Raw genomic sequence first — 18464 nt, forward strand, 5'->3', positions numbered from 1 at the left:
TATTGAATACAATGTGTTATTCGAGAGTAGTAGCCTGCGCTGATAAGCGCGGGACAAGATGCACGAAAAAAACATCCAGCCTTTGGGGATACCCGATGCCGGGCTTCGCTACGCTCAACCCAGCCTACAAAAAAATTTTTTAAATACAATAATTTATAAAATTTTATTCCGGCGAGACTTCATCATAAAACACACCGGTGGCAGCACGAAGAGCGTGAAGAGGGTACCAAAACCCAGGCCGCCTGCGAGTACGATGCCAAGTGCGCGGCGTGCTTCAAAGCCTGCGCCGTGAGAAAAAGCGAGCGGGAGCGCGCCGAAGAACATGGCGCCAGAAGTCATGATAACCGGGCGCAAACGCCTCGCTGACGCCTCCACTACCGCTCGCGAGAGCGGCTCACCCTCGGCAATCAGCTGGTTAACAAAAGAGACAATCAAAATCCCGTGCTTGGTGATTAGCCCCACCAGCGTCACCAGCCCCACCTGCGTATAGATATTAAGGGACTGTCCACATATCCAGACAAGCGCCAGTGCACCGGCGGCCGCCAGCGGAACCGTGACCAGAATGATGAAGGGGTCGAGAAAATTTTCAAACTGCACGGCGAGAATTGCATAAATAAACACCAGCGCCAGCGCAAACAGCGTGATGAGTGTGGAACGCGAATCCTGCAGCGCACGCGCCGCCCCCATCCAGGTATAGCGAAACCCCTCTTCGAGCGGTTTTGCAAGTGCCGCTTCCATGTCCGCCATGGCCTTTTCCGGTTTCGCCTTTGCACCAAGCCCGGCACTCAACACCGCTGCACGCATCTGGTTGTGGTGATAAAGCGCTTCGGGTCCGCTGGACGGAGTAAGGCTTGCCACAGCTCCGAGCGAAATGCGCTTGCCCTGCGGATTTGTGACCACCATTTCTTCAAGTCCCCAGGGCATGCGCTTGCCTGTGAGAGTCATGGCGTAGGGAATACCATCTCGGGAAAAAGGAATGGTTTTGTCGGCACTTAAAAAGACCTCGACCGTTTTGGCAATCTGGCGGGCATTGAGGTTCAACGTTGAAAGCGCCTCCCGGTCGATATCAACCCGATAACCAGGCGTGTCGAGCTTCAGGTTATGCCGAACGCCGTCAAAGCGCGGGTTATCCGAAAGCGTAGCTCTGAGCGTATTCATGGTATCGTAGAGCGCGCGGTAATTGCCGGTGGTTGAAACGGCAACAGAAAGCGCGTCTCCAGGACTTCCTGACTCCACTCCCGGCAGTGCCGTATCCCAGGCCCAGGGCCACGCGTCAATTGAGGCAAGTTTCGCGGTTTGAGGCCGCAGCGCATCCACAATATCACTGGCCCGGCGCTGGCGCGCTGCCAGTGGCTTTAAGGGCAGCACCACATTGCCACCCCACTCCGCCATGAACACCAGACGATCATTCGCTTCGGGAAGCCCGGCTACCAGCGCCTCCACTTGCTGCGACTGGGCTTCCATGGCATTGAGGTCGCCACCGGGAGCCGGGGGCATGTAAATGCCAATCAGGCCACGGTCCTGGGAAGGTGCCGTTTCGTTCGGCAGGATACTGACAAAAAGCAAAGACGCAAGGAGAGACGCCCCAAGTACAGAGAGAATGGCGCGCGGGCGCTCAAGAAGCCTTGCGAGGCAGTCTGAGTAGCGTACCGCAAGACGCGCCATGATACCTTGCGTATCGCTCACATGTGCCTTCAGTACTTTCGAGCACATAAGTGGCGAGAGGGTCAGCGCGACCACCCCTGAAATCAGCACGCTTCCGGCAAGTGCCACCGCAAATTCTGCAAAAAACTGCCCGACAAGCCCGCTCATGAAGGCGAGCGGCGCATAGACGCTCGCAAGCGTCAGCGTCATCGCAATAATGGCAAATCCAGTTTCCCTGGCACCCTCAAGGCTTGCCTCGAACGCACTTTTACCGGCCTCGCGCTGACGCTGGATGTTCTCAAGCACCACAATCGCATCATCCACCACAAGCCCGACAGCCAGCACCATTGCCATCAGAGTGAGAAGATTCAGAGAATACCCAAAGAGCTTTAAGAAGATGACGCCCCCGAGAAGCGATATGGGGATAGTCACAAGCGGTACCAGTGTTGCGCGAAAATTTCTTAAAAATCCAAACACTATCACCATGACAATAAGAACAGCTTCCAGAATTGATGAATAAATGTTTGCAAGCGACTGGCGCACATAATCGGCTTCGTCAACAATCACCTTCAGCTGCATGCCATCAGGCAGCGTATGACGAAGCTCTTCCACAAGCTTTTTCACGCCCTCGGAAACTGCCAGCGGATTGGCATCATTCGTGTGTTCAACCGCAAGGCAGATACCGGGCTTCCCGTTGACGCGCACACGAAAGCCGCTGTCATCGGTTGCCAGCGAGACGCTCGCAATATCGGCAAGGTGCACCGGCGGATGCAGGCGCCCTGATGCATCGCGTTCACGGGGCTTAATCACAAGACGTCTGTATTCGGACGCCGACTGCGGCCCGCCATTGAGTACAATCGGCACACCGTTTCTAAATTTTCCGGCTGGCAGCGCTTCATCAGCGTTTTTAAGTGCCTGCCAGACTTCATCGGTATTCACACCAAAAGCGTGCATCTGACGCGCATCAAGCTCGACCTTCCAGGTGTAGGGTTGTCCCCAGACGTCCACACTGCCGACCCCCTGAATACTGCGCAGCGCGTTCTTAAGATTCAGGTTCGCATAATGCGTAAGCGGTCCTGGCGTCATACCAGGGTTTGTTACCGTTACCACCATAAACGGCAGCCCTTCCTGCGCGCTCTGACGCTCAATGGCCGGCTCACGCACTTCAAGCGGCAATCGCGCACGCACATTGCCCACCGCCTCACGCACCGCGGTTAAAGCCGACTCCATCGGGGTATCTGCGCGAAAATCAAGCGTTATCAGGCTCATGCCCTCGCGCGATCGCGACGTAATGGTATCAAGGCCATTGGCACCGGCAAGCCCGTCTTCAAGCACATTGGTAAGCGCGCTTTCCACAAGTTCCGGCGAGGCATTGGGATATTGCGTACGCACGCTAATCTGCGGAAAGCTGACTTCGGGGTATTCACGAAGCCCAAGTTTTTGCAGACTGAGAAATCCTGTCAGGATAAGAAGCGCATTCAAAACGAGCGCCGCTACCGGGTGGCGCAAAAACCAGTCGGTGATTTTCATGCCTCAGCCACCACGGAAAGCCCTGGATACAGGCTTGATGTTACCAGCGGAATCACTCTGTCACCCTCGCGAAGCCCGGATAACACCTCGGCACGCCGGTGTGCGAGCAGTCCAGTCTTGACCGGCTGCGCCACAACCCGCCCCTCGCGCACAAGGTACACGGTCTCGCGGCCATCCTGTAAAAATACTGCTCCTCTCGGAATGGCGAGTGCGTTTTTTCGCGCCTCTACCGTGAGATTCACCAGCACCGTTGCGCCGACCAGACAGGTTTTGCAATCTACATTCACATACGCCGGGCACATGTGAGTATCTTCATCGAGCATTTTTTGAACATGCGTCAGGCGATAACTTGCCCCCTCGACCTGAACCGGCGCATTCTCAGGCAGTGTGAGTGCAATATTGAGCGGCAAATCAAATTCCACGAGCAGGCTTTGCGGGTCATAGACGGTTACCAGCGCCTCGCCGTCAAGCACCTGCGAACCTTCGCGGCGTTTAAAAATGCCTACAACGCCATCAAAGGGGGCACGAATGTTTAAATCATCCACCGCACGCGTGGCGTCGGCGAGGCGCCTCTCAGCTTCCAGCCATGCGCTTTTGCGATCTTCAATCGCGCTTTTACTTTCAATACCGGTTTTTTCAAGAGGCGCCACCCGTTCATACTGGGCTTTGGCAATACCGACGGATTCGCGCAAGAGCACCAGCGCCCGCTCAATCTCAGGGTTTTCGATGCGGGCAATCACATCATTGCGCCGCACATGAAGGCCAGGGCTTGCTACCCAGTCAAGAATGCCACGGGATTTGGCAAGCAACACCGTGGAACGGCTGGCGCGCACGGTACCTGGAAGCGTGATGCGCCGAGTGAGGGTTTCGCGCACAACCGGTACAACCCGCACATGGCGTGCGGTGTCTTCTGGACTTTTACGAGTGAAGACATACCATCCGCGCGCCACCAGTAGAATTGCCACAAGCGTCAGTACGCCTGCAAGCATCCGCCGGTGTCGCCTTAACACGCCTGCAACACCTGCCAGTCTCGACATGCCCGTCCCCACCTGACATTAAAATGAACTATTGTACCCTAAAACCACGCAAGAGGAAAAACGGAGTCTTCTCAGGTACTCTATACGCTTGTGATTTTTTCAGTACTGTCCCTATACTGGAATTCTGTGCCTGTTCATGGATGAATGGAGCAAATTGTGTCGATTAAACACCTTGACGCTGCAAGCGCGAAAAAACTGTTTAAACAGTTAAAAAAAGAAGTCGATGCCGGTACGTTTTACTGGCTGCAGGGCCATGTCTTTACGTTTGATGACGGTACACAGTACACGCTGACACATGACGTATCAGCACGCCGCCGCCGCGATGGCCGCACGGGCCTGCGTTTTGAATGGTTAAAAAATACGCCTTACTGTACTCCGGGAACGACTGGAAAAATTTATCTGTCAAAAGCCACGCTGACAGACACCCGCGTTAAACCTGCAGGCACTAACGGGCGAGTACGCCTTGTCAAAATTCAGCAGCACACTGACAAATTCTCCTGGGAGTTCGCCGTTTCGGAGCACCGTTATGCGAGCCGTTCAGGACACCTGCACACACGCTATCCCACCATGCTGGTAGACGAAGAAGACCTCACTCACTACCGACTAGTGCTTAAACGGCCGAAAATCGACTATCAGGGGTCTGGCCAAATTTTTATTCAAAACGACAGTGATGGCCGCCTTTACTGCACCTTTATCACCGACTCCGGGAAATACGTACAAAAATATCGCCTTCCAGAAAATCTGGTTTTCAAAAAGCCCCTTGACGAGAGGGCATTGAAATTATTGCACGAACCAGTACTTTTGAGCCTCGCCGAAAGCGGGTTTATTCCTTCTAAAAGTCTGATTTTCATGCATCGAATGCCTGGGAAGACTCTCTTTGATATCCTTACAGACGAGCAGAAGGGTTCAATGCTTCCCCTGGTAATCCGTCTGCTGCTGACCATTGAAATAGTACGTACGATTCGCTTACAGACTGTTGAGTGTGGGATTATCCACCGTGATATCAAGCCTGAGAACATCCTCGTTGACTTCAGCGATGGCATTCATGTTAATCTCGTGGATTACGCCTACGGACGCGATATCGATACCTTTGACAGGCTGTGCCCCGGCACACCGTGTTATGCGGCACCAGAAATACTGGATGGTCAGTCCACCCAGACACCGGCTGTCGATGTTTTTTCAACCGGACGAACACTGCTCATGCTCTGGCGCTGCAGCAATCTTTTTTTTAGACCGTCTCAACTTGAAAATGGCTTTGACAATACGGATCTTAAAGTGCTGGATACTCTTTTTTCAGGCCTCATCGATATTCCCAGGGTACTTGCAGATAAGCTTAAAAGCCTCTTTACCGACATGCTGCAAAGAAATCCAGAGGCGCGCCCCTCTTTACGTCTGGTAGAAACTCAACTTGAAGCGATGCTGGCACTCCTCGTTCAACTGCGCGAGCCCCCTTCAATGCCTGCTTCTTCTATACAAAAAGAAGCCCCTCCTTCAGACAGTTTTTCTCACAGCGACATAAAAGCCATGGTCAGCGATTTTGATATCGAAGCAGACCCGGGCTTTGAGCCACCTTTTGGGCCGGTCCAACTTGACAAAAAACACCGTCTTCTGATTAACAATATTCTTGAGTGCACTGATTTATTAAGGCAAAGCGCAAGGGCGGGTCGAGGATATTCAGCGGAAATCACACGCATTTCTGACTGTGCAGCGAGGCTTCTTAACGGGTCATTTTCCGACTATCTTGAGGCCGCCCCAGAATCCATAAACACCATGGAAAACGCGCTTGCCGCACTCTCCAGAAAGCCGTCCAAAAAACACTGGCACTTCTTCTGCGCGCCGTTATTTTTCGGCACGGGCGCTGGCGTAGATATTGACTATGCTGAGCATCTTTCAGCCCTGCAGGATGCCATCAACGGCTTAAAAAACCATGATATCGACTGCTGGCGAGATTTCCTGCCTCTGCAAGAGAGTGCCATTCCAGGCCCGCGTAAAGCCAGCTGACACTCCTCATGCATTTTGGTAGAATCCAGCCACGTTGACTGGCTTGAGTCCCCATGGATGCGACCCACACTCCCATGATGCAGCAGTACCTGCGCATCAAGGCAGAACATCCTGACATGCTGCTTTTCTATCGCATGGGGGATTTCTACGAACTTTTTTTTGACGATGCAAGGCGTGCGGCACAACTGCTCGATTTAACGCTCACCTGGCGCGGGCAGTCTGCCTCTCAACCCATTCCCATGGCGGGCGTTCCCGCGCATGCAGCTGAGAATTATCTCGCGCGTCTTTTAAAAATGCGTGAATCGGTCGCTATCTGCGAGCAGTTCGGCGACCCGGCTACCACCAAAGGCCCGCTTGAGCGGCGGGTAACGCGCATCCTGACGCCTGGAACGCTGACCGATGAGGCGCTCCTCGATGCGCGCACCGACACCCTCGTACTGGCGATTCACCCCATTCGAAACCGCTTTGGGCTTGCGTATGCTGACCTCTCCAGCGGGCGTTTTCACCTCCTTAAAGCGGCGGATATCGAGAGCCTGAAAGCCATTATCAGCCGGCTGCAACCGGCAGAAGTGCTGCTTGCCGCCCCTCTCGCGGAAGGGATTATCCCTGCAAACTGCGCACAACAGTTTCGCCCCTTTGCCGAGTTTGACGCACTGCGTGCGCGTGAACGCATGCAGGAGCAATTTGGCGCACACCTCCCTGATGCCACACGCCTTGATGCCTTTAAGGATGCCATTGCCGCTGCGGGTTGCCTTTTGAGTTACCTGCAGATGACCCAGCGCCAGGCACTGACGCATCTGTCCCGGGTTACGTTTGAAGAAGAAGATGATTTTCTTCAGCTCGATGCTGCGACACAACGTCATCTTGAACTTTTTGAAAACACTTGTGGCGGGCGGGAAAACAGCCTGCTTGGCGTGCTTGATAAAACGGCCTGCGCCATGGGCGGGCGTCTTTTGAAACGCTGGCTCTCGCACCCGCTTCGCAGTCACGATGCACTTCGCGAACGCTTTGAGGCTGTGAGGGAGCTTCAGAAGTCGCGCCAGTTTGAAAATCTGCATGCACAATTGCGCCAGATTTGCGACTTTGAGCGCATTCTCTCACGCGTCGCGCTCAAATCCGCGCGCCCGCGGGACATGTATCAGCTCGGCCAGTCTCTGGCACGACTGCCGGAGCTTTACCAACGTCTTGCAAGCCTCAAGGCACCGCTGCTGACGGGTCTGCATGCGTCTGTCAAACCGCAGCCCGAACTCTGCGAACTCCTGCAAAGCGCCATCGTTGAAAACCCGCCGATGCTCATTCGGGATGGCGGGGTTATCGCAAGCGGCTTTGACGAAGAACTTGATGCGCTGCGTGCATTAAGTGAAAACGCCACCGATGGCCTTTTGCGCCTTGAGGCAGAGGAGAAGGCCCGCAGCGGACTGTCGACACTGAAGTTTGGCTATAATCGGGTGCATGGCTATTACATCGAGCTCTCACGCACGCATGCTGAAAGCGCGCCCGCGCACTTTCAGCGCCGCCAGACCCTGAAAAATGTCGAGCGCTACAGTACGCCCGAGTTGAAAGCCTTTGAGGAAAAAGTGCTCTCCGCTCAGGTGCTGGCGCTTGCCCGGGAAAAATGGCTCTATGAACACCTCTGCGAAAAAGTCGCAGAATCCATGGAAGCGCTCTCAGCACTTGCCCGCGCACTGGCAACCCTTGATGTGCTGCAAACCTTTGCAGAGCGCGCCGATACGCTCAGCTGGACCGAACCTTCCCTCACAGATACCCACTGCATCAGCATTCGCGCGGGACGTCACCCGGTCATTGAAGCCCTGGCTGCGGAGCGTTTTATTCCTAACGATCTCGACCTTGATGCGGCGCGCAATATCCTGCTGATAACAGGCCCCAACATGGGCGGTAAGTCGACTTACATGCGCCAGAACGCCCTTATTGTGCTGCTTTGCCATATTGGCTGTTTTGTGCCGGCTGAGTCGGTCACAATCGGGCCTGTTGACCGGATTTTTACGCGCATCGGCGCCAGTGATGACCTTGCTTCCGGGCGGTCAACCTTTATGGTGGAAATGTCGGAAACCGCGCATATTCTCAGACAGGCCACCGCCCAGAGTCTTGTATTGATTGATGAAATCGGGCGGGGCACCAGTACGCATGATGGCATGTCACTCGCCTTTGCCACCTGCGCGTGGCTCGCCGACTCCGTGCGCGCCTTTACCCTTTTTTCCACCCATTATTTCGAACTGACCGCGCTCCCCGAGACTCGTCCCTCCATTCGCAATGTGCACCTTGAGGCAAGCCTTGAAAGCGGTCGGCTCGTCTTTCTCTACCGTGTACTTCAGGGAGCCGCCAGTCAAAGCTGTGGCCTTGAAGTGGCAGAGCTTGCCGGCATTCCAGAACCAGTTCTGGCGCTTGCCCGCCAGCGGCTCAGTGAACTGTCTGACGCGCCTTTGCCTGCGCTGCCACTGCCTGCCCCTAAAACAACCACTGCCCTCGAGGCACAGCTTGCGGCTCTGAACCCGGATGCGCTGAGTCCACGTGAAGCACTGGATATGCTTTATCAACTTAAGGCCATGGTAAGTGCCGGAGTAAATGCCTGATGGTGCATGTACCAGACTGACACTTTTTACAGGAAGTCCCCCTCACCACGGACTGGATACCCGCACATGCTTGCGGGGCTCCTCTTTACGCTGCTGGCGCTGCCTGCGTTTGCGCTTGCAAAGGGTACGGATATCCGTATCAAGGTCAGCGGCATTTCAGGTGAGGCGCGCGAGAACATTATCCTGCGCCTTGAAACCTTTGCTGTAATGCGCTCCGACTCGCCTCCTGATGCCGAAAGCCTGCGCCTTGAAGCGGAAAAAGCGCTTGAACCATGGGGCTATTTTCATGCACGCATCAAAGTCGAAACCAGCGCCAATACCTGGCGCGTGCAGGTAACACCTGGAAACGTTATCAGGCTTTCGAGTGTCAAGCGCTCCCTTCGGGGTGAAGGTGCGAATAATGCGCGTCTTTTAGCCGCTCTAAGGACATTGCCATTAAAAGAAGGGGATGCCGCAAGCAGCGTTGCCTATGAAAACGCGAAACGGATACTCCTTGATGCGGCTGATAAGGAAGGCTTTCTGAAGGCACATTTTTCACAATCCATCCTGCGCATCGATGTGGACAATAACACGGCAGATGCGCTCATCGCACTGGATACCGGCCCTCAATCGTATTTTGGACAGGTACAGTTTGACCCAACCTATCTGTCTCCCGAACTGCTGCGCCGCTATATCCCCTTTAAACCCGGCACACCGTGGTCACCGGATACCCTGCTCGCTTTTAACGATAACCTTGCCGCCAGCGGCTATTTCCAAACCGTGAGCGTGCGCCCGCTTGAGGCGGATGGCAACACGCTTCCGGTTGCGGTGCACCTCGAACCCGCAGCCCCCATGCGCTACGCGCTTGGACTTGGAGTCGGCACTGACACAGGCATTCGCGCGAATGCGGGGCTTCAGGTTATTCCTCTCAACCGTGCAGGGCATACCTTCAATGCCAATGCGCAGGGCTCTTTTCGTGAAAACATCCTCCAGGGGCGCTACGGTATCCCCGGTGAGAATCCATTAAGTACGCAGTACAATCTGACGGGTACGCTTTCAAATCTTAACTACGACAGCGGCTACAGCAATGCCTTCACCGCGACTGCGGCGCGACTGTGGCGAAGCCCAACCGTGCAGCATACCGTCTCGCTCAACATGCTGTTTGAGCGCTACCGCTACACTGATGCGCCGACACTCGACAAGCTCACGCCTTACCCGGAAGTCAGTCTGCGTCTGACGAATGCCATCAACCCGCTCTTCACTCCGAGCGGGTTTAGTCTGGCACTTAACGGGCTTGCCGCAAACCGTGCCGCACTCTCCGCCGTGAGCTTCGCGCAGGGAAGTGCCGATTTACGCCTTGCATACATGATTGAGCCGCTGCGCACACGCTTGTACCTGCATACGCTGCAGGCAATCAACCATACGCCGAACATCGATGAGGTGCCGTTCTCGCTCGCACTCCTTCTTGGAGGAGCTGATAATCTGCGTGCGCTCAGCTACAATGCGCTGGGGCCTGGCAAACGCCTGACCTATGGCGGCTTTGAGATTCAGAAAGAAACGTTTAAAAACTGGTTTGTGACCGGGTTTGTGGATGTTGGTGACGTGTGGAATCCTACCCCTTTCAGCCTGTACCGGGATGCCGGTGCGGGACTTTTATGGATTTCACCGGTCGGCCCCATCCGGGTTGGATTCGCTCAGCCGCTCAACAGCCAGTGGCAGCCGCTGATGGATAAAAAACCGCGCCTTGTCATTAATATGGGACCTGACTTGTGAACCTCTTGCGTCTGATATTGCGCCCTTTGCTGAGTCTTTTGCTGCTCGTTTGCCTGCTCACGGGCGGCACGCTGTATCTGGTGCTTCTGACGCAGGCAGGCCCACCGCTGCTCTTTGCAGGCGCGCGCCTTGCAGGCATTGATGTGCGCGCTGAAAATCTCGAGGGCAACCTGCGAGAGGGAGTGCGGTTTAAGCGGATTTTCCTGAATGGCGCACCACTTTTTCCGGCCCCCGGCATGCTTCGGCTGCAAATTGACCTGCATGCCATTGACGCCATTTTTCGTCTGGGTGAAAATGTCATTCTTCTGGAAAAAAAGCCCGAAAAGCCGCTGCAGGTACACGCATCTCTCCCCGCACCACATCTTTTTCACCCCTCATTGCGCCCGTTAAAGGCGAATATCACGCTTGATGCCAGTGTAGAAAGCCGTGATTCGCTGAACCTGAATGGCACTGTCGGGCACATGCGCTTTGCTCCCACACCCGGCTCGGTGCTCAGTGCCGATGGCGCACTGCTGCATGCCAAAATCACTGAAAGCGGGCTTGTTGCTGACGCCTGCCTGATGCTGGATGCGAGCCATGCGGTCACGATGAAGGCGGAACTTAAAGGGTATCGCCTCGGCATCCCGGACAATAAACAACCACTCTTTGTGAAGGTGCATGCCGCGGCAACGGTTAGTGAAGTGCTGCAAAAAACCGCTCTCACCCTGCCGGTTTCCGGGGGAGCGGTTGATGTGCAGATGAACATCGGCGAAACCGTTGGAGCACCAGATATACGCGCACGCCTGCATCTTGAGAAAGTGCGCATCACGCCCCCTGAAACCGGGATTGCCTTCATGCTGCCTGACCTTCAGCTCGAAACACACAACCGTGCCTGGACCGTACTGGCAAGCCTTGAGTCCGGGGAGCGGGTACTTCACCTGCAGGGCGATGGAGCACTCTCCCCCTTGAGCGGCAGCCTGCATGTGCAGGGTGAGCAATTCCCGGTCATCAAAACCCCCGAATTCGCGGTGAGCCTCTCTCCAAATCTCGTACTGACGCATGAGCAGAATACTTTTTTTGTACGTGGTACGGTCGGTATCCCCGAGGCACGAATTGCGCCGATGCGTTTTCAAAACACCGTCACACTCTCTGATGATGTGGTATTAGTCGGAAAAGAAACCCCAAAGTCGAGCCCGCTTCCTCCAATAGGTCTTGATGTCACCGCCACCATGGGTGAGAAGGTAGAAATTGACGTGCACGGATTGAAAGCAAGGCTTACCGGTAGCCTGAAAATCCGTGAAACCCCTCCCGCCCCACTCACCATTGACGGCGAGCTGGCGCTCATTGACGGGCGCTATAAAGCCTATGGCCAGAACCTCACGCTCACGAAAGGCGCACTGAATTTCAGCGGTGCTGACATTGACAATCCCTTCCTGCGCCTGCGTGCCGAGCGCGCCTTTGGCGGAGATAATCACCTCTCGTCTCAATCGACGCTCTTTGATTTTACGAATACGCGCCCTGGTGCATCATCAGTCCCCGAAAACCTGCGCGCCGTTGGTGTTGACGTACAGGGAAGGCTGAGTACGCCTAAAGTCCAGCTTTACTCAACACCCGCAGGACTCACACAGGCGGACATGCTCTCGATGCTGCTGCTTGGAAAACCGGCCAGTCAGGCGAACAAGGCCGGGGCACGCCTGCTGCTCACGGCCCTCTCCGCCATGAACACGGGAAAGGGCGCAAAAAGCATGGAGCTGATACAGGAGCTGCAGCAAAAAACCGGCATTGACGTTAACATGCAGGACGTTGCGCGCGTCAACCGCCAGACTGGCGCCATTACGGAGAGCACCTCACTCGTTGTCGGCAAATCCATCGGCAAGCGCCTCTATCTCAGCTACAACAGCGGGCTCTCACAACCTGGCAACAACCTTCTGACACTGCGTTATCTGCTGAATGCCTTTCTAAGCCTGCAAATCAGTTCCGGTAACAGCGCCAATGGGCTTGATATTCTTTACACACACTCAGGTGCCCTACGAAAAACGCCTGAGCCATCACCAATATCGATGAAAGCATCTGAAAGCCATTAGGGCATGCCTCATATTATGAGGTGAGGTGAGGTGAGGATACGCCCTACATTCCCGGGCCAAAAGCGGGGCGATTGTCTTCCATGTTATCCATCTCCATGCAAGCAAACCTGGCTAAGGCAAACAACAGGAAGAAAACCAAGTTTACATTAGCATCTTTTGGATTATTAACAGCATATTCAACCATGCATAATCCAACCGCCAGCAGAAGCAGATTGCGTTTATGTCGTTCATTCATTTTGTTTACTTTTTTATTTGCTGAGAGATTTGGTTTAAAGAAACAACAATTATACCCATGCTCAATCCATTAGTACATAGTTTGCTTTATTGGCACTCTGCCTAAAATAAATATACCCCCCCCTCCCTTCCACAGATCATCACTAATAAGACTCTAATCCCCGAGTGACAGGTGGCTGAAAAACGTTTGCTATGGCAGCGATTTGACTTTTTCGCTAGAATGCCAAAACTGGATTATCAGCAGGATACCCGCTCTTATGACTTCTTCGCACCTTGTTCATCGCCCACGCCGTTTACGCCGCAGCGCGACTGTTCGCCATATGGTTCAGGAAACAAGCCTTGGCGTTCACCATCTGATAGCGCCTCTTTTTATTCACGAAACACTCAAAAAGAGCCGCCCGATTGCCAGCATGCCAGGTCACATGCAGCTCTGTCTCAATGAGGTATCACATGCGGTCGAAGCACTGGCTGAAGTCGGTATTGGCGCGGTGCTGCTCTTTGGCATACCGGCAGAAAAAGATGCTGAAGGTTCTGGTTCCCTGCGTGAAGACGGTGTTATTCAACAGGCGATTCGTCGCATTCGTGAGAGCCACCCGGACATGCTGATTATTACCGATGTCTGTTTTTGTGAATACACTGACCACGGCCACTGTGGTATGTTAAAAGGTGAGCATCTTGATAATGACGCAACATTAAGCGCACTCGCGCGCCAGGCGGTCAGTCATGCAGATGCCGGTGCCGACTGGGTGGCGCCAAGCAGTATGACCGATGGCATGGTAGGCGCCATTCGCAGCGCGCTGGATGCAGCAGGCCACACAGAGGTCGCTATATTAAGCTACAGCGTGAAATACTGCTCGAGCCTCTATGGCCCCTTTCGCGAAGCGGCAGAAGGCGCGCCTCAGTTTGGAGACCGCAAAACCATACAGATGAATCCGGCCAATGCCATGGAAGCCCTGCGTGAAGCGGCACTTGATGTTGAAGAAGGCGCCGACTTGCTGATGGTAAAACCCGCCATGCTCTACATGGACGTGATTTGCCGTATTAAGCAGCACTATCCTGAAATTCCTTTATGTGCCTACCAGGTCAGCGGTGAGTTTGCCATGATTAAGGCTGCTGCAGACAGAGGCATGCTTGCTGAAACAGAAGTCATGATGGAAAGCCTTTATAGCCTGCGTCGTGCGGGCGCTGACTTAATTATCACCTATTTTGCACGTGATGCAGCCATCTTCCTGCGTACAACAACTTCTTAAAAAAACACTTTATAAGTTTTAGCTCACTCAGGGCGTGTACCCGTTCCATTGAGAATATCGGTTAGAACTCTCTTGAAATAAAAATGGCCTCATTAAAGAGGCCATTTTTGAAGCATTTTAGTAAATGCTTATTTGGTACCTGTTGGAGCAGGCAGCTGATCGATAGTCCAGACCACCTGAAGGGCAACGAGATCAGCTCGCGCGTTGATGTCGGAATCAACGGTGTAGAAGGAAGTTGTGCCAATTTCCTCAGTACGGTTGATGCGTGCATTGCCTACAGAAAAGAGGTGGGTATAACCGGCATCAATCCCAACATCAGGACGCGCCTGATAATGACCACCAATTGACAGCGCCCAGCGATCGGAGTCTGGCAGACGTACATCGCGGAAAGCATTGACCGTTGGGGTCTGATCGTATCCACCACCAACCCGTAACAGAGCCTTCTCATTCATACGGTAGTTCGCACCGATTGCAGCACGCCATGCGTTACGGTAATCCTGTGTAGAGACAGAGTTAACGAGCGCACGTGCGGGCGGAACACCGTTGGAGTTAAAGGCCGCAACATTGTCGAGCTCGATGGTTCTGAAGACATTCCAAGCGGTATAAACCACGGAACCGAGCACCGCTACTTTATCGTTCACATCGTGATATCCACTCAGGGTAATAACATCTGGAAACTCGATGTTGTTACTCTGCAGGTCATCTGAACGGAACACAGCAGACGGACTGGCTGCCAGCGGGTTCAGGATGTTAAAGTCAGCATCAGCAAGGCGTCCGGTCAAACGGCTGTAACCGTGAAACTGCTGCTGAATGCGTGACTGATAGTTCAGACCAATACGGGTATGGCTGTCATTGAAAAATCCCATGATACCTGCGTGCATGCCCACACCGAAAGAATCGCCTTTGTTGTAGCTCAGAGAATCGAGGGTGTTGGCTGGCAGACCAAAGAACTGCATTAACGCGGGCGAACCGATAACACGGTTGAATTTAACACGCGCATACTGGAGGTCGATACCGGCACCGAGTGACAGATTTTCTGTCAGCTTTCCAGCAACTTCTGGTGCGATGGTCGTGGTAATCAGTTCACTGAAAGTAGCTGCGTAACGAACCGGGGAGTCATCTTCCCATTTGGTTGCGAGGCCAAAGGGAGAAACGATGCTCAAGCCCACTGCCGCGTTTTCACCCAGAGGGCGCGCATAGTGGAACGCTGGAACAAACGCGCTTTTAGCACCGTTAAGACCACGAAAAGTTTCTGTGTAGGTCAGTGGTGGAAGAAACGGAGAAATGAATGTACTGAACTGAGTGGTACCAGTCAGTTTGGATGTGGGAAACACGCCAACGCCTGAAGCCACTGCCTGTTCTTTTTTCAAAAAGACGAGACCGGCAGGGTTGTACCAGCCGGTGCTGGCATCAACGGCTTCAGCGGCCGCGCCTGCAGCGTAGTTACCCACAGCAACGGCACTGCCTTCGGTATACAGAGAAAACGCGCCTGCATGAGCCGCGCTGTTTGCGAGAACGGCCAGTACCGCTGTACTCGCCAGAGTCCTTACAGGATTGCGCATCTTTTTCACTCAACACTCCTTATTTCATTCAATTCGTTAATTCGACAGATTAAGGGATGATAAAGTAATTGGAACGAATTTCAATCGCCTGTCACTAAAATTTTTACCTATTTATCATAGAATAAACACATAAAAAGCATGCTGCAGGAATTATGAGCAGTAAGGCTTGTCACTCCCACTTGTTTCAAGCATGAAGTCCATGGTAACGTGCGTTTTTTTTGCACGAGTTTATCAGCATGCCTCTCATTGTCACCAAATTTGGGGGAACCAGTGTCTCCTCCCGCGAAACCTGGCAGAACATTGCCATCATCACCAGAGCACACCTTGCGCGCGGCGACCAGCCGCTGATTGTCTGCTCAGCCCTTACCCAGATTTCTAACAAACTGGAAAAAGCCATTACACTCGCGCTGACCAATGAGCATGAAACACTTTTTGAAGATATCGTACAAAGCCATCACCATCTTGCCCGCGCACTGGACGTGCCTGAAACGCTTGTGGACCATGAGCTCGAAGCGCTTGAAAAGCTCCTTACAGGCATTGCTCTCCTGAAGGAAGCGCCCCCTAGAACGCGCGCCCGCGTTTTGAGTCTTGGCGAGCTGATGCTGACCCGCCTTGGGCACGCCTTTCTGGAGCGAGAGGGCATTACCTGTCACTGGAAGGATGCCCGGGATCTGCTGGAATCGACTCCAATGCCAGGCAACGATCCCTTAAACTGGCTGGCCGCGCGCTGTGACAGCACGCCTGACTCCAAACTGGCCGAATCGCTCAATCAGCTCGCCCCCGCTGCCATCATTACCCAGGGATTTTTCGCGCGTGACCCAGGCGGCGATACCGTACTGCTCGGGCGCGGTGGCTCTGACACCTCTGCCGCTCTCCTTGCTGCTATTCTGGGGGCTAAAGCCTGTGAAATATGGACAGACGTTCCCGGCATTTACACGGCGAACCCGCATCTTTTACCACATGCGCGCCTCCTGAGACACCTTCATTATGACGAAGCCCAGGAAATTGCGACCATGGGCGCGCGCGTGCTGCACCCCAACTGCCTGCCGCCGGTGCGCCGGGCTAATATCCCCATGACCGTAAAATTCACGCGCCGACCAGAGCATCCCGGCACGCTGATTTCCGAAAAACGCGATGCCTCACTGCCTGCGGTAAAATCCATTCAGGTGCGCAACAACGTGATACTTATCTCGATTGATACGCTGCACATGTGGCAGCAGGTCGGGTTTCTTGCGGAAGTATTCGCAGTCTTTCGTACGCATGGTTTTTCGGTTGATTTATTGTCATCGTCCGAGTTTAACGTGACTGTCTCGCTTGACAGCAATGCCCAGCTTAGAGACAGCAAGGCGCTCGATGCCCTGGTTCAGGAGCTCGGCACCCACGGGCGTGTAAAGCGGATTGACGGCTGCAGTGCGGTAAGCCTTGTCGGGCATCCCATGCAGACCGTACTGCCACAGCTCGGCCCGGCCCTTGAAGCGCTGGCTGAAGAGCATGTTTACCTGATGTCGATGGCTTCAAACGGACTTAACTTAAGCTTTGTTGTGAACACAACCGGTGCTGACAACCTGTGCCGCAAGCTGCACGCGCTGCTGATAGAAAATAATCACGCCGCCGTTTACTGTTCTAAAAGCTGGCATGAAGAATTTGGCAATGTCACAGAGCCGCCGCTTTCCTGGTGGCAAGAATCACGGGAAAAACTCCTGAACCTTGCAAAGACCTCGGCCCCCTGCTTTGTCTATCATCTTCCAACGGTGCGTGAACAGGCGCGAAAGCTCGCCCGCCTCAATGCCATCAACAAGCGTTTTTATGCCATCAAGGCTAATCCGCACCCGGCGATTCTCGCCACTCTTCGTGCGGAAGGTGTGGCCTTTGAATGCGTCTCGCTGCCAGAGCTTAAACATGTGTTTGCAGAATTTCCAGATATCCCTCCGCAAGACGTGCTTTTTACTCCCAATTTCGCTCCCCGGGAAGAATATCGTGAGGCGATGACCTATGGCTGCCACGTTACAGTCGATAATCTGTCGATTTTCAAGGAGTGGGGCGAAGATTTTCGAGGAAAGCAGGTTATTCTACGGATTGACCCGGGAAGTGGCGCCGGTCATCACCGCCATGTCTGTACGGGCGGCAGCGCCTCAAAATTTGGCATCGGACAGGAAAGCCTTACTGATGTGCGTGCGCTATCTGTGCAATTCGGTTTCACGGTAAAAGGCCTGCACATCCACGCAGGCAGTGGTGTGCATACCCCGCAGCTCTGGCAGCAAAACCTCCTTTTACTCGCGCAACTCGCAAAAGATTTTCCAGATGTGCACATCCTTAATGTAGGCGGCGGGCTGGGTGTTGCTGAGCGGGCGCACCAGAACGCGCTTGATCTTGAGGCGCTGAATGCGGGGCTGCTGGCAGCACGCGCAGAGGCGCCAGACGTTGCTGTCTGGCTTGAGCCGGGACGCTTTTATGTTGCCGAAAGCGGTGTGCTGCTCGCGCACGTCACCCAGTGCAAACAAAAGTCCGGCACCCGCTTTGTCGGGATTGAAACCGGCATGAATTCGCTGATTCGCCCGGCGCTTTATGGGGCATGGCATGAGATGGTCAATCTTACGCGCCTTGATACCCCCTGCACCGAACTTGTGCATGTCGTGGGCCCCATCTGCGAAACCGGCGACACATTCGGGCAAAACCGGCCGTTTCCCCCGTCCAGAGAAGGCGATGTGGTACTGATTGCAAACGCCGGTGCATATGGTCATTGCATGGGTTCGCACTATAACCTGCGCCCGCCCGCGCAGGAATGTATTCTGGACTGAAA

At 54.1% G+C, this 18464-nt stretch carries 10 protein-coding genes; 6 read left to right on the forward strand and 4 right to left on the reverse strand.

Features of this window, described 5'->3' with window-relative positions:
• Positions 1 to 153: 153 nt before the first annotated feature.
• Positions 154 to 3174 carry an efflux RND transporter permease subunit gene (locus E4T54_RS03100; protein ID WP_028386930.1) on the reverse strand — a complete coding sequence of 1007 codons (3021 nt, stop codon included), beginning with the start codon at positions 3172 to 3174 and terminating at the stop codon, positions 154 to 156.
• Positions 3171 to 4211 (reverse strand): efflux RND transporter periplasmic adaptor subunit, encoded by a 1041-nt coding sequence (locus E4T54_RS03105; protein ID WP_081776788.1) that lies wholly within the window; start codon positions 4209 to 4211, stop codon positions 3171 to 3173. The genes E4T54_RS03100 and E4T54_RS03105 overlap by 4 nt, the downstream gene beginning before the upstream one ends.
• 156 nt (positions 4212 to 4367) lie before the next feature.
• On the opposite strand from E4T54_RS03105, the gene E4T54_RS03110 reads away from it, so the two are divergent.
• From E4T54_RS03110 to E4T54_RS03125, 4 genes are all read left to right on the forward strand, one after another.
• Positions 4368 to 6212: a protein kinase domain-containing protein gene (locus tag E4T54_RS03110; protein ID WP_162150896.1), complete on the forward strand. Its 1845-nt coding sequence runs from the start codon at positions 4368 to 4370 to the stop codon at positions 6210 to 6212.
• Positions 6213 to 6265: 53 nt separating this feature from the next.
• Positions 6266 to 8803, forward strand: a complete 2538-nt coding sequence (gene mutS, locus E4T54_RS03115) for a DNA mismatch repair protein MutS (protein ID WP_028386928.1) — start codon at positions 6266 to 6268, stop codon at positions 8801 to 8803.
• Between the two features lie 66 nt (positions 8804 to 8869).
• Positions 8870 to 10555 carry an autotransporter assembly complex protein TamA gene (locus E4T54_RS03120; protein ID WP_028386927.1) on the forward strand — a complete coding sequence of 562 codons (1686 nt, stop codon included), beginning with the start codon at positions 8870 to 8872 and terminating at the stop codon, positions 10553 to 10555.
• The gene (locus E4T54_RS03125; protein ID WP_051550983.1) at positions 10552 to 12618 is read left to right on the forward strand and encodes a translocation/assembly module TamB domain-containing protein; all 2067 of its coding nucleotides are present in this window, start codon (positions 10552 to 10554) and stop codon (positions 12616 to 12618) included. The genes E4T54_RS03120 and E4T54_RS03125 overlap by 4 nt, the downstream gene beginning before the upstream one ends.
• A 43-nt stretch (positions 12619 to 12661) precedes the next feature.
• Here the strand turns inward: E4T54_RS03125 and E4T54_RS03130 are convergent, their stop codons facing one another.
• Positions 12662 to 12853 carry a hypothetical protein gene (locus E4T54_RS03130; protein WP_028386926.1) on the reverse strand — a complete coding sequence of 64 codons (192 nt, stop codon included), beginning with the start codon at positions 12851 to 12853 and terminating at the stop codon, positions 12662 to 12664.
• A 256-nt stretch (positions 12854 to 13109) separates the two neighbouring features.
• Between E4T54_RS03130 and hemB the strand changes: the two genes are divergently transcribed.
• Positions 13110 to 14102 carry a porphobilinogen synthase gene (gene hemB, locus E4T54_RS03135; RefSeq protein ID WP_028386925.1) on the forward strand — a complete coding sequence of 331 codons (993 nt, stop codon included), beginning with the start codon at positions 13110 to 13112 and terminating at the stop codon, positions 14100 to 14102.
• Between the two features lie 128 nt (positions 14103 to 14230).
• Here hemB and E4T54_RS03140 read toward each other — a convergent pair whose 3' ends face one another.
• Positions 14231 to 15673, reverse strand: coding sequence for an OmpP1/FadL family transporter (locus tag E4T54_RS03140; RefSeq protein ID WP_028386924.1), 1443 nt, complete (start codon positions 15671 to 15673; stop codon positions 14231 to 14233).
• Between the two features lie 227 nt (positions 15674 to 15900).
• On the opposite strand from E4T54_RS03140, the gene E4T54_RS03145 reads away from it, so the two are divergent.
• Complete coding sequence (locus E4T54_RS03145; RefSeq protein ID WP_028386923.1) at positions 15901 to 18462, forward strand: bifunctional aspartate kinase/diaminopimelate decarboxylase; 2562 nt, start codon at positions 15901 to 15903, stop codon at positions 18460 to 18462.
• The last annotated feature ends 2 nt before the right edge of the window (positions 18463 to 18464 follow it).

It is taken from the genome of Legionella geestiana (assembly GCF_004571195.1).
Lineage (GTDB): Bacteria > Pseudomonadota > Gammaproteobacteria > Legionellales > Legionellaceae > Legionella_B > Legionella_B geestiana.

Bases quoted from the DNA above. Each gene is read 5' to 3' on its own strand.
- E4T54_RS03100 (WP_028386930.1), bottom strand. From the start codon at position 3,174: ATGAAAATCACCGACTGGTTTTTGCGCCACCCGGTAGCGGCGCTCGTT.
- E4T54_RS03105 (WP_081776788.1), bottom strand. From the start codon at position 4,211: ATGTCGAGACTGGCAGGTGTTGCAGGCGTGTTAAGGCGACACCGGCGG.
- mutS (WP_028386928.1), top strand. From the start codon at position 6,266: ATGGATGCGACCCACACTCCCATGATGCAGCAGTACCTGCGCATCAAG.
- E4T54_RS03120 (WP_028386927.1), top strand. From the start codon at position 8,870: ATGCTTGCGGGGCTCCTCTTTACGCTGCTGGCGCTGCCTGCGTTTGCG.
- E4T54_RS03130 (WP_028386926.1), bottom strand. From the start codon at position 12,853: ATGAATGAACGACATAAACGCAATCTGCTTCTGCTGGCGGTTGGATTA.
- hemB (WP_028386925.1), top strand. From the start codon at position 13,110: ATGACTTCTTCGCACCTTGTTCATCGCCCACGCCGTTTACGCCGCAGC.
- E4T54_RS03145 (WP_028386923.1), top strand. From the start codon at position 15,901: ATGCCTCTCATTGTCACCAAATTTGGGGGAACCAGTGTCTCCTCCCGC.